Here is a 12,618-nt window from a genome sequence, read left to right as displayed (position 1 = left end):
ATGATTAAAAATTTTACTTTATCAATATTTTTTATCCTGATAAGTATTGCCGCTTTTTCGCAAAGCGATGTCAAGTACCGGGTGATCTTATTTGGTGATGCCGGCGAGATGAACCCTGGCCAAATGCAGGATCTGAAGAATGCAGCCAAGCAGATCATTCCCAAAAAAACAACGGTGCTTTACCTGGGCGATAATATTTATCCTACGGGTATGGGCTTACCCGGTAGCCTGGAAGAAGAAGAAACGAAGAAAATCCTGCAATCGCAGTTTGTGCCTATGCGTGAAAAGGGTGCGGCTGTTTATTTTATCCCGGGTAACCACGACTGGGATAAATCTGGGCCAAAGGGGCTGGCGAAAATCAAGGCGCAGGATGATTATTTAAAACTACAGAACGACCCGCTTTTAAAGCTGATTCCTGAAAATGGTTGTCCTGACCCGGTGGCCATTAATTTAACGGATAAATTAACCATTATTGCTTACGATAGTGAGTGGTGGCTGTTTCCTTACAATAAGGCTAACCCGAACGGTGACTGCGAATGCCGCACGAAAGATGAGATATTGGTAAAAATGGAAGATTTGCTGGAGAAAAACAAAGGCAAAGTGATTTTGCTTGCTTCGCACCATCCTTTCCAGAGCTATGGCCCGCATGGGGGGTATTTTAACCTACGCAATCACCTTTTTCCATTAACCTCATTAAATAAGAACCTTTACATCCCGATGCCGGTTTTAGGTTCTGTTTATCCTTTTTTACGTTCCACTTTGTTAAGTCCTGAGGATTTGAACCATCCGGCCTATAAGGATATGATCAAATCGATAACAGGTGTTTTTGGTGATTACCCCAATGTGACCTATGTTGCTGGGCATGAGCATGGTTTGCAATTGATTAAAGGGAAACAGCTACAGATCATCAGCGGTTCCGGATCGAAGGTTTCGCCAAATAAGGAGGGTAAGACATCCTTGTTTCACGAAATGCAGCAGGGCTATGTTGTTGCCGATCAGTTAATGAACAACGATATGCGTTACGAATACTATATCTATGCAGATACGGGCGTTCAAAGGGTGTATAGTTATACCAAGAAATTCGAAACCATTAGTCAGAAGGTTAGAAACCGGGATAAACCGATTTTAGCAGACAGTATTACCGTTAAGATTAAACCTGAATATGATAGCGTAGGTCGTTTCCATCGTTATGTTTTTGGCGAAAACTACCGAAAAGAGTATGCCCAGCGAACCAAGGTGCCGGTATTGCGGATATCGGAAATTGCGGGAGGGTTAAAGGCCACGCAAAGAGGTGGCGGAAACCAGTCAAGGTCGTTAAGGCTTGAAGATAAGAATGGTAAGGAATACGTTTTAAGGAGTGTAGAGAAATACCCGGAAGTATTGCTTCCTGAGCAGTTAAGGCAAACTTTTGCCAAAGACATTATTAAGGATAACATGTCGGCGCAACACCCTTTTTCGGCACTGGTGGTTCCTGAACTGGCCAAAGCCGGGGGCATTCCGCATACCAACCCGATTATTGGCTGGGTTTCGCCTGATGATAACCTGGGCGAGTATGAACCGGCCTTTGCAAATACATTGTGTTTACTGGAAGAAAGGGAGCCTTTAGGCGAATCGGATAACTCGCCTAAAATGGACAGGAAGTTAACAGATGATAATGACAATACTTTAGATGGGCCGGCATGGCTGCGGGCTAGGGCCTTTGATGTTTTACTGGGCGACTGGGACAGGCATGAAGACCAATGGCGCTGGAAGGAAACCAAAAAGGATGGCGGTTCTCATTATACTCCGGTACCAAGAGACCGTGACCAGGTATTTTTTCGCTCTGACGGTGCTTTGCAGCGATATACACAATCATCATCGTTGTTGCCAATGATGCAGGGCTATGAACGCAATATCAAGAACATCAACTGGTTTTTATGGGAGGGAAGAGAGATCAGCAGTCGCTGGACAGCAAACATTGGTGAGGAAGAATGGGATAAAATTGTTAAGGAGTTTTGTTCACACTACAATGATGAAGTATTTGAAAAGGCACTGAAAAAACTTCCGGAGCCAAGTTATTCGCTTCATCATGATGCGCTTTTGGCTCAAATGCGTGCAAGGGTGCAGCAGCTGCCGAAGTTAATGAATGAATATTACCATTTCTTTAACCGCATTGTTGATATTGAGGTAACGAATAAAAATGAATTAATCCAGATTACGGATGCCGCAGATAAGGGTTTAAAGGTCAAAATCAATAAAATTTCGAAAGAAGGAAATATTAAGGAAAAACTTTTCGACCGTGTATTCGATCCGAAAGTTACCCGTGAAATCCGTGTGTACATGCATAACGGAAACGACAGTTTAATCCTTGATAATAAAAAATCGGATATTAAAATCAGGATTATCGGCGGGAAAGGTAAGAAGGTTTACGATTTTGCGAACAGCAATGCTTCGGTAAAGTTATACGGCCGGGAAGATAAGGCAACTTACAATGGAGAAGCTGCTGATAAAATCAGGAAAATCATTTCGAACGACACTTCAAATTTCAGTTATATCCCGAAAGATATGTACAGGAGGAATTCGTGGTTATTAAATGCGGGCTATAATAATGATGACGGCGTGCTTTTAGGTTTGATTTTCAGGCAAACGAACCCGGGTTTCCGGAAGCAACCTTACGGGAATTCGCAAACAATTTCATTCTTGCATTCCTTCTCTACCAGGGCTTTCCGGTTTAGCTATAAGGGCGAATGGTTAAAGGCACTGGGTAAGGGCGATTTTATTATCAAGGCTGATGCTTATGCGCCAAACAATACGCAGAATTTCTTTGGTATAGGTAATAACACGCATTTTGATGAACATGGCGATGATATCAGGTATTACCGGGCAAGGTTTAATCTTTACCAGGTTGATCCGTCGATCAGGTGGCGCAGGCCAAAATCGACCTTTAGTGTTGGTCCGTCGTTCCAGTATTATAAATTAAACCAGGAAGATAATGAAGGCCGTTTTATTACGAGCAGCGGCGCTTTACATTCGTCGGATAGTTTGACCCTCCGCAACGAAAAAATGTTTGCAGGGGCGATTGTAAACTTTACCAACAATACCCGCGATAACGATTTATTGCCAACATTGGGCAGTTATGTCGATTTTAAACTGGTTGGTTACAAGGGGGTAAATAAATATTCCAATTCGTTTGGACAGTTTACAGCCAGTATTGCCTTGTATAAAAACCTTGACGGGCGTAAAGCTTTTATACTGGCCGATCGTTTTGGCGGCGGTATAACCGTAGGTAAGCCGGCATTTTATCAATCGCAGTTTTTGGGTGGGCAGGGCAATTTACTGGGCTATCGACAGTTCAGGTTTGCCGGCGACCACACCTTTTATAATAACCTGGAGTTAAGGGCGAAGCTTGGCGACCTGGTGAGTTATGTTTTGCCGGGGCAAGTTGGTTTACTAGGTTTTTACGATGTAGGGCGTGTATGGAGCCGTAATGAAAATTCGGATTTATGGCACCATGGTGTTGGTGGAGGAGTTTATTTTGCTCCCGCCTCATTAACCCTTATACGTTTTGTAATGGGGCACTCGAGTGATGGCTGGTATCCTTATGTTTCCTTAAATTTCAGGTATTAAGGGGCGAGGCGCTGTAATCACCTGAAGGAGTAAGAAAGATTAACTATTTAAAACTAAAAGGCCTGAAACAGCGTAGGTAATATATAACAGATGTAAAAATAGTATTACGTTTTAAAGACTATTTATGGCTTTAGCTGTTCGTATCTTTGTTAAAAAATATTATTTTAACATTTAATTTTACGTCTATACAAAACATATACTCATGAATACCAATGTAATACAAATACATAAAAACGAATGTATTCATTGTCAGGTCGAATCGAACTTGTCTTTCAGGCCATTGGTAAATTACCTGAAAAACCGGTTGAAGACAGAAAAAACAGTTAAATCTGAGTTTTACAGGTTTTTATTGGAAAAAATCGAGAAAGAAGATGCTTTACTCGGCAATATAACTGCACAGGAATTAGCGAAGTATAAAGAAACTTTAGAGTTGATTTTTACCATTCTTACGCCTTTAATGGCCAATGAGAATGAATTGTTCTGGGCTTTAAGTACGCCTGTACCTGACGAAATTTTCTTTAGTACGAATGCTTTTTACCAGTTTTTTAAGGACCATGATCCTAAAAACAAGGTAAATAAAGATAATAACGAGCCTTCGGAAATGAAGCATTTAAAATTTATCTATAATTTAATTTTAGATCGGTTTTATAACTTCACATCAGTGCTTAAAAATGAAATTATCTATGCCCATGTTAACCCTGAAAACAAGTTAACGCAGTACTATAACATTCAGAACGATACACAGTTTATTGATATCAAGTATAAGGGCACACTTCCGGAACTGAATTTTGAAGCGCTTGCGCAACATTTTCAGGAAGGAACTGAAATTGAATACCTGGTAAAGAAACTGCCTCTCAAGAAATTTACTTTCGAAGGCTTTAGTGTAATTTCGATTACTGACGTTACCCTGCAACACGCTATTGAAGGTATCAGAAGTGCCCTTGTTGATCATAATTATCAAACGGAAGCTTATAATCATGTTATTCAGGCCTTAAAAACCTTAAGTGGTAATGGCGACCTGGAATTCGGTTTAATGCCTTTCTTAACGGTAAACAATAAACTGGTATTCGATAACCAGGATTTTTCGCAGAGCATGCTGATCAATTCGGCGAAAGCATCGAACATGGAAGAAGAGGTTTTTTATTCCCTGGTAGATAAATATAAGGAAGATCCCCGTCCGATTTTTGTAAGCTCGATTAATGAGGACCAGATGTCGAAAGATCCTTTCCTAAAGGTTTTGAAAGCTGCAGGTGTTTGCTCTTATTCGGTACTACCGATTTACTATAATACACAGCTTGCCGGGGTACTGGAGGTTTATTCGAACAAGGAAGTAATGGTTGATGATAAACTGCTTTCGCGTTTACGTCCGGCGATGCCACTCATCGGCCAGCTTTTCCAATACAGTATTGAGGAGTTCAATGCAAAGATGGATGCGGTGCTGATGGATAAATTTACGGCCTTGCAGCCTTCGGTACAATGGAAGTTCAATGAAGCGGTATGGCACTTTATTCAACAAAACAGGGCGAATAAAAAGCATAAGCAGATTGATACGGTTACCTTTAAAAATATGTACCCGCTGTTTGGTGCTATTGATATCCGTAACTCTACTACCGAGCGGAACCAGGCTTTAAAAGAAGATATGCATGTTCATTTACTGAACATCATTAAAACCCTTAAAGGTTTAAGGAAATATGTTTACCTGGAACTTATTGATAAACTTATTTTTAACTGTAACGACTGGATCGTGCGTATCAGCAATGTTGCCTCGAGCAATGAAGAAATGTTGCTGAACGAATTCCTTGCGGCAGAGGTATATCCTTTTTTCTCGGTTATCAAGCTTAATCATCCGGAGGCAGCGGAAATTGTTGACGACTATTTTGCGGAGATCCTTCCGGAAACGGGTCTGGCTTTCGAAAACAGAAGAAAACTTGAGGTTTCGATGCAGCTGATAAATATGGAAGTAAGCCAGTACCTGGAAACAGCACAGGCAAACCTTCAGGCTTCCTATCCTTGTTATTTTGCTAAATTCCGTACTGATGGTGTGGAGTATGATATCTATATCGGGCAGGATATAGCGCCAAACAAACCTTTCGATTTACTTTATTTAAAAAATATCAGGTTGTGGCAGCTTACATCGATGGTGGAAATTGCCCGTTTATCGAAAAACCTGATCGGCGAAATGCCAAGGCCACTGGAAACAACACAACTGGTTTTTATCCACTCAAATTCGATTGACATCAGTTTCCGTAACGATGAAAGAAGGTTTGATGTTGAAGGAGCCTATAATATCCGGTACGAAGTGGTTAAAAAGCGTATCGATAAAGTTTTAATTAAAGGAACATCAGAGCGTTTAACGCAGCCGCATAAAATTGCCATGGTTTATTTCAATGCTGATGAAGCGAAGGAATATATCGAGTATATTAAGTATTTGCAGGATCTGGGCTTTTTGAATGATGATCTGGAGCAGCTTGACCTGGAAGAACTGCAAGGTGTTTCCGGGTTAAAAGCGCTAAGGGTTGGCGTTAAATACTTAAATAAAACAAAAAGAAAAGAGGCAGAAGATTTAAAGGCCGACGATTTAAGCCTGAATTTAAAAGAAAGCTAATCTAAAGGAACTGTGAAAACAGTTCCTTTTTTTATTCCTTTAAGCTGCCGTTTTTGAAGAGTTCGAATGCGGTTTGATAGTTGGCAATGGCCTGGTTGGTAAGTGCTTTAGCGGAATCAGCCTTTCGCTGTTCGTTTTTTGCTTTGATGTAAATAAAGCTTTCCACTTTACGTTGCGGGCTTAAAACAACCATGCTGTCGTTCCTCATGTAAACGAGCTTCTGGTAGGTACCTAAAACCACCCTGGATTTATAATCTTCATCATCAACACTTTTTCCGAAGAAATTACTGGTGTACTTCCAGCCCAGCATGCTCCATAATGTTGGAAAAACATCGATTTGAGAAGTCATTTTACTGATATTTCTTGCCGGGCTATCTTTCATGTTTAAAATCATGCAGGGAATCTGGTATTTCGAGATATCGATTTCATTTTTGCCGGCGCTGCTTGCGCAGTGGTCGGCAACGATTATGATCACCGTATTTTTAAACCATGGTTTGGTTTTAATTGCATTTATGAAATGTTCAATGGCGTAATCGGTATAGCGTACCGCTGCCTCACGTGTGCCCTGCGGTAAATTTATTTTATTGGCAGGAAAAGTATAGGGGCGGTGGTTCGAAGTTGTCATAATGAAGTTATTGAACAGCTGGTTGTTTTTATACTTTACATCGGCATCTTTAATAACCAGGTTAAAAATATCTTCATCACAAATTCCCCAGGCGTTTTCGAAAGTTACATCCTTATCTTTAATAATGGTTCGGCTTCCATCGTAAGTTTCATCTAATAATTTACGGCCCCTGTCGACAATGTTATAACCATTGTTGCCGAAGAAATGGTTCATGTTATCAAAATAACCATCACCACCGTAAAAAAATGTATTAACATATCCTTTTTCCTTAAATACGTGGCCTACTGAAAAAAGATGTTCATTATCCATTCTTCTTACAATGCTGCTTCCCGGTGTAGGCGGGATCAGGAGCGTTAGTGCCTCCATGCCACGAACCGTTCTTGTTCCCGTTGCGTACATGTTACTGAAGAAAATGCTATGATTTGCTGTTGAATCGAGGAATGGCGTTATGTGCTGTGTGTTGCCATAGTGCTCCATGAAATCGGCACTTAAACTTTCAACTGTAATGGTTATTACATTTGGCTTAAATTCCTGTTTAACATTATCGATTTTACGTTTTATTGATGCCTGGCTGCCGATAAAATTACTATGACTTTCCTGTAGTTCATTTCTGATCAGGGTAAAGGCCGTTTTATCATCAATCAGGCTGTAAAAATCTTTGTAGTTTAATTCATTGTTTTTGAAGGCGGCGAAAAAAGAGTAAATACCAGCTTTACTTAATTCGTTTGCGTAGCGATCGTTCCCCTGTTCTGCCCAGCTGTTTTTAACAAATATGCCAAAAACAATTGCCATTGTGATAAGCAATGCCGAAGCTGAAATCCTTTGTTTTAATGAAACAATGCTGGTAAAACTGTTTTTGAAAATTTTAAGCTTCGTAAATGTAATGGTTACCCCTAATGCGATAAGCAGTATTAAAGAGATTAATATTGGTAAAGGGTAAGATTCGTTAATGTTATGGATAACCTCGTAAGTATAAATCAGGTAATCAACCGCGATAAAGTTAAAGCGGCTTTCAAATTCCTGCCAGAAAGTTAATTCGGCAAAAAATGAAAATAAGGTGATGATTACCAGTAAAATAAACGTGGCTTTAGACAAGAGCTGAATCCATTTTTTCTGGTAGTATTTGTTTGATATAAAAAGTAAAAACAGTGCATAGGGGCTAAGGATGATTAATCCGGTTCCTAAATCGAAAAACAATCCTACCGTAAATACGGTAATGGTTTCAGCTAATGAAAAGTCGGTTTTTTGTGTGGAGAGGATGTATAATATTGTTCTTACAATAAGCGAAAAAGAAACAAAATAAGTTAAAAAGGCAATGAGAATAGCATATCTGCCTTTAAATAGGTTAGTCATTGATTAGGAATTTCATGCAAAATACATTTTCATTCTGAAGAAATACTGAAGTTAGGTTTGTGGATGAAAAGATAAAAGCAAAAAAAGCGGCAAATTCCTTTGCCGCTTATCTTAAATTGCGTGTTTTGTTATTTTACTAATGCGGCCATTTCAACTGCTTTAGCTTCAGCTGAGCTGATGTTTGTTTTTAGTGCAGCAAACCTGTCGATTGTTAATTTTGGTGTTTTTCCCATCACTAAAGTATGGTTATCGGTAGCGCCACTTAGTTTTAAGTCTGCATTATCCTGAATTACGGTATATAAGCCTTCTGTATTTGAGTTAATGTCTGCATGTGCATTTCCTTTTAAAAATACCTGTAAGAATTTAGTTTTTAATTTTCCACTGGTTTTTACGGTTGCATTTTCCGAAGCTTCTATTCTGAAAAGGTCGTTTGCATATATAATTACTTTAGCAACTTCTTTATCGGCAGATGTAATTTTTAAGATATTGCCTTCCTGTGTAATTTTAGCTTTTCCGAAACTGTCTTCAGTATAGCTAACACCTTCGTTTTGTCTTTGAACCAGCGTAACTTCTACATTGCCTTTAACAATTATTCTTTTGAAATTTGCCGGTGCTGCAACAGCAGTTACGGGTTTACTTTCTGAAGCAACTGCAGTTGTTGCGAAAACTGATGATGTTAATACGATTGCTGTTAATGCGCTGGCGATTAAGTTTTTGGTTGAGGTTTTCATAATGCTGTTATTTAAAATTATTTATAAATTTTTTAAGTTTCTGTTTTGTAGATAAGACGCCAATACCGAAAATACGTTGCAGCAAATGCGGCGCTTTTATACAAGTTTTAGGAACTAATCGACGAACACCATTAAAAATCAGACGAACTCAGCATAAGTGCTGCAGAAAATAAATTATTGCCTGCTGGTGTTATTGAATTATTCTTTTCATTATATTTAATTGAAAATTAAACCCGGCAAATTTTTATGAAGAAGAAGGTTGTTCTGGTTCAGGATAATAAAGACATCCTGGATATTATGGATCACGTACTTGATGAGGAAGGTTTTGATGTTACGGCATCACTATCTACTGAGCCAATAGATAAGATTAATGAAATTGAGCCGGATGTTGTGGTGATTGACGACAATATTAAAGGAAATAAAAAAGGATCGAAGGTGATAAAAGAGCTGAAATCTGATCCTGAAACGGAAGATATTGCTGCTGTTTTAACTTCCACTTCTGATAAACTACCCCAGATAGCTGAAGAAAGCAAAGCAGATGACTTTATTCAGAAACCATTTGATTTGGACCACATGGTGGAAGTTGTTAAAAAGAATGCTTAAAAGGAAGGTTTAAAAGTATCTGTTCTAACAGTTGCGTTTAAATCGTGCAAAATTGTATAGAGGCCAAAATTTGTCCTGTTTACGTAGATGAAGTGCTTCACACCACGAGCCTGCTTAAATTCGGGCATTTTTGAGATTTTTTCACCGTAAGCATAAAGCTTTTCAAAGAAATCATTATTACTGAAATCAAAAAAGGGATTTATATAGGGTTTAGCAAAAAGCTCAATCATTTCTTTATACGATTTGTAATAGAATTCTACCTGGGCAGGGGTATCATCTTTATGGATCATATCAAGTTTTCGAAATGCATCAATCGTTTTTTCTTTATCATTAATAACGTCGGTAGAAATTAGTGAAAAAAATGGCTGGTAAAAATCATCGGGCATTTCCTTAATACATCCAAAATCTATTACGCCTAGTTTTTCGTCCGGAGTAATCATAAAATTTCCCGGGTGCGGATCGGCGTGTACGGCTCTCAACTCATGTTGCTGGAAATTATAAAAGTCCCACAAAGCCTGGCCGATTTTGTTTTTCAGCTTCTGCGAGGGGTTCGTTTTCAAAAATTCTTTTAAATGCAGGCCATCAATCCAATCCATTGAAATAATCCTTTTACCAGACATTTCAGGATAGTATTTTGGGAAAATTACATTGTCGAGGTTTTTGCAGGCTTCCGAAAATTCTATGGAGCGTTTAACTTCCAACTGATAATCAGTTTCTTCCAATAAACGTTCTTCAACTTCTTTTATGTAAATATTTAATTCCTTTTCAGACATGCCGAGTAAACGAAAAGCGAAAGGTTTTACGAGTTTGAGATCAGATGAAATACTATCGCCAACACCGGGGTATTGAATTTTTACAGCTAATTTTTTACCATTTAATGTTGCCTGATGAACCTGACCTATAGATGCGGCATTGGTTGAATTAATATTAAAGCTATCAAACAGTTTATCAGGTGTTTTACCAAAGTTTTTGCTAAAGGTTCTGATGATTAAAGGGCCTGATAAGGGAGGCGCATTGTATTGAGATTGTGTGAATTTATCAACATAGGATTTTGGAAGTATATTTTTATCCATGCTGAGCATTTGCGCAATTTTTAGCGCACTGCCTTTTAATTCGCTCAATGATTTATAAATATCTGTTGCATTATCTTCATTGAGCTGTTCTCTATCCATATCTGGCGTGAACAATTTTTTAGCATAATGTTTAATATAATTTCCACCAATCTGAATGCCTGTCTTTACAAACTTAGCCGAACGTTCTACCTTGGTTACCGGAATGCTCTTTTGTTCTTTCATGAAATTAAAGCCCCATACTTTCTTTGAAATTTCTGTTTCTGCTTAAAAATTTCCCGTAATCTATTAAATTGTCAATTGGAGAATGCTGAAATAAATCAAAAGTGACATTAATACCTTTTTCAATGGCTTCATCAGTTTTTTCAAAACCATCACTGTCGTCGTTAATCCAGAAGTTTAGAATAAAAGCAAACTGAATCCACACTGCATCTTTGTATCTTTTGCTCAAAAAACGGCGCTGAGCAAGTTCTCCGTTTTCGAGTCCTTCCGTAATAATATCGTCTACAAAATTTTCAAATATTGCTTTAGCACCTGCCAGAACATTTGGCGTGGTAAGCTGTAATTTGTAGCTTTTCAAACTATAGACAATGAAACTTCGTTCATTTTTAAGGTTTTCTACATAACTATAAAAGAAGGAAAGTATTTTTTCCCTGGCCGAGTACTGATGCCACACCTCCTGTTCTTTAACTCTTGAAATCGTTTCAAAAGTTAACTCAAACCATATGTTTTTCTCAATGCTTTCAAAAGATGCATAAAACTGATAAAACTCGGCCTCAGTAATTTTTAGTTTTTTAACAAAACTATAAACTGATTCTGGCTTTTTATTGTTAGTTAAAACATAGTCCAGATATGTTTTTCGAATTTGTTGAGCAGTTGCCATATCGATTTTTGTATATGTTTATAACGTTAATAGGATAAGCTTGTTTTTATCAGGCATATTTTATTAATCATGTTATTGTAATAATCAACGGTAAAGAAATTAAAACAAGTTTGTTAGCTAATATAGTTAGTTTTTAAGAGTCTAAAATGTTTCTTTAAATTTTTATTTGGCTAAAATTATTAGTAATATTGTTTACTGGTTTTAAATTTTAATGATATGATTCAGGTGAACGATATTTTATATGGCAATATGGAGTTGCCTTTGGTGTTTAAGGAACTTCTGGCAACAGATGCTTTAAAACGTTTAGCCGGAATTCACCAGAGTGGTGCTATATTTCTGGTAAATCCTGATCTCTGTCATTCGAGGCTAGAACATGCAATTGGTGTAATGATGTTAATCAGGAGACTTGGCGGGAGTGAACTGGAGCAGATTGCAGGATTGCTGCACGATGTTTCTCACACGGCATTTTCACATGTTGGCGATTATGTATTTGGTAATACGGACGAAGATTACCACGAAAAAATCTTTGCCGAAGTTTTATATAATTCAGAAATCCCTGAAGTTTTATTCAGGTATGGTTATCGTGTAAATCAGGTTTTATTTGGTGAGTTTAATATTTTAGAACAACCATTGCCTTCGTTGTGTGCTGACCGTTTAGATTACACCTTGCGGGATAGTATTCATGCGGGCATTATTTCCCGGCAAAGGGCTAAGGAATTTCTCCAGTCGGTAGTTTTAAATGATGGAAAAATTGCTGTAAATACCGAGCATGAGGTTTTGTGGATTAATGACGTATTCAAAAGATTAAATGAAGAGGTTTTTAAGTTACCATTATATCTGTATGCCAATGGTAAAATGGCAGAATTAATCAAAAATCTGATTAAAAAGGGGGTGCTCACGGAAAATGATTTATTTAAAACCGACACGATGTTGTTAAATAAAATAAGAAGCCACACTTTTGGTTATGATGCCATAAAATCAATAAAACAGTTAAAAGGTTTTTCAGAATTTATGCGGAATGGTGCTGTACCGAAAGTAAAATCAAGAACTTTAAGTGCGTTGTTTGTTTAAGTTTTGAGGTGTAATTCATAACAACTTAAGTTTTATGAGAAAAAAAATTACATCAACCACTCAGGATTTTA

At 38.0% G+C, this 12,618-nt stretch carries 8 protein-coding genes; 4 read left to right on the top strand and 4 right to left on the bottom strand.

Annotated features, from left to right (window positions below; translation table 11 throughout):
• Together R2R71_RS03310 and R2R71_RS03305 are read left to right on the top strand one after the other, a co-directional pair.
• Complete coding sequence (locus R2R71_RS03310) at nucleotides 1-3,606, top strand: BamA/TamA family outer membrane protein (protein ID WP_316829820.1); 3,606 nt, start codon at nucleotides 1-3, stop codon at nucleotides 3,604-3,606.
• Nucleotides 3,607-3,808: 202 nt separating this feature from the next.
• Nucleotides 3,809-6,211 (top strand): GAF domain-containing protein, encoded by a 2,403-nt coding sequence (locus R2R71_RS03305; RefSeq protein ID WP_316829819.1) that lies wholly within the window; start codon nucleotides 3,809-3,811, stop codon nucleotides 6,209-6,211.
• Between the two features lie 31 nt (nucleotides 6,212-6,242).
• On the opposite strand, the gene R2R71_RS03300 is transcribed toward R2R71_RS03305, so the two are convergent.
• On the bottom strand, nucleotides 6,243-8,189 hold the full coding sequence (locus tag R2R71_RS03300) for an LTA synthase family protein (RefSeq protein WP_316829818.1): 1,947 nt from the start codon (nucleotides 8,187-8,189) through the stop codon (nucleotides 6,243-6,245).
• Nucleotides 8,190-8,317: 128 nt separating this feature from the next.
• A complete protein-coding gene (locus tag R2R71_RS03295; RefSeq protein ID WP_316829817.1) occupies nucleotides 8,318-8,920 on the bottom strand; it encodes a GIN domain-containing protein in 603 nt (200 codons plus the stop codon).
• 246 nt (nucleotides 8,921-9,166) lie between these two features.
• Between R2R71_RS03295 and R2R71_RS03290 the strand changes: the two genes are divergently transcribed.
• Entirely contained in the window at nucleotides 9,167-9,523 is a 357-nt protein-coding gene (locus R2R71_RS03290) for a two-component system response regulator (RefSeq protein WP_316829816.1), read from the top strand.
• Here the strand turns inward: R2R71_RS03290 and R2R71_RS03285 are convergent.
• Together R2R71_RS03285 and R2R71_RS03280 are read right to left on the bottom strand one after the other, a co-directional pair.
• Nucleotides 9,520-10,818 carry an AarF/ABC1/UbiB kinase family protein gene (locus tag R2R71_RS03285; RefSeq protein WP_316829815.1) on the bottom strand — a complete coding sequence of 433 codons (1,299 nt, stop codon included), beginning with the start codon at nucleotides 10,816-10,818 and terminating at the stop codon, nucleotides 9,520-9,522. The genes R2R71_RS03290 and R2R71_RS03285 overlap by 4 nt on opposite strands.
• A 4-nt stretch (nucleotides 10,819-10,822) precedes the next feature.
• A complete protein-coding gene (locus R2R71_RS03280; protein ID WP_316829814.1) occupies nucleotides 10,823-11,476 on the bottom strand; it encodes a TetR family transcriptional regulator C-terminal domain-containing protein in 654 nt (217 codons plus the stop codon).
• 216 nt (nucleotides 11,477-11,692) lie between these two features.
• Between R2R71_RS03280 and R2R71_RS03275 the strand changes: the two genes are divergently transcribed.
• The gene (locus R2R71_RS03275; protein WP_316829813.1) at nucleotides 11,693-12,547 is read left to right on the top strand and encodes an HD domain-containing protein; all 855 of its coding nucleotides are present in this window, start codon (nucleotides 11,693-11,695) and stop codon (nucleotides 12,545-12,547) included.
• Nucleotides 12,548-12,618: the final 71 nt, after the last annotated feature.

Origin of the sequence: Pedobacter aquatilis (genome assembly GCF_032678405.1) — a bacterium.
In the GTDB taxonomy this organism is placed as follows: Bacteria; Bacteroidota; Bacteroidia; order Sphingobacteriales; family Sphingobacteriaceae; genus Pedobacter; species Pedobacter aquatilis_A.
The sequence above is the reverse complement of the archived record's forward strand: the minus strand, read 5'-3'. Positions and strand labels throughout refer to the sequence as shown.

What these genes read in the sequence shown, in the direction of transcription:
- R2R71_RS03310 (WP_316829820.1), top strand. Translation starts at nt 1, where the DNA reads ATGATTAAAAATTTTACTTTATCAATATTTTTTATCCTGATAAGTATT.
- R2R71_RS03305 (WP_316829819.1), top strand. Translation starts at nt 3,809, where the DNA reads ATGAATACCAATGTAATACAAATACATAAAAACGAATGTATTCATTGT.
- R2R71_RS03300 (WP_316829818.1), bottom strand. Translation starts at nt 8,189, where the DNA reads ATGACTAACCTATTTAAAGGCAGATATGCTATTCTCATTGCCTTTTTA.
- R2R71_RS03295 (WP_316829817.1), bottom strand. Translation starts at nt 8,920, where the DNA reads ATGAAAACCTCAACCAAAAACTTAATCGCCAGCGCATTAACAGCAATC.
- R2R71_RS03290 (WP_316829816.1), top strand. Translation starts at nt 9,167, where the DNA reads ATGAAGAAGAAGGTTGTTCTGGTTCAGGATAATAAAGACATCCTGGAT.
- R2R71_RS03285 (WP_316829815.1), bottom strand. Translation starts at nt 10,818, where the DNA reads ATGAAAGAACAAAAGAGCATTCCGGTAACCAAGGTAGAACGTTCGGCT.
- R2R71_RS03280 (WP_316829814.1), bottom strand. Translation starts at nt 11,476, where the DNA reads ATGGCAACTGCTCAACAAATTCGAAAAACATATCTGGACTATGTTTTA.
- R2R71_RS03275 (WP_316829813.1), top strand. Translation starts at nt 11,693, where the DNA reads ATGATTCAGGTGAACGATATTTTATATGGCAATATGGAGTTGCCTTTG.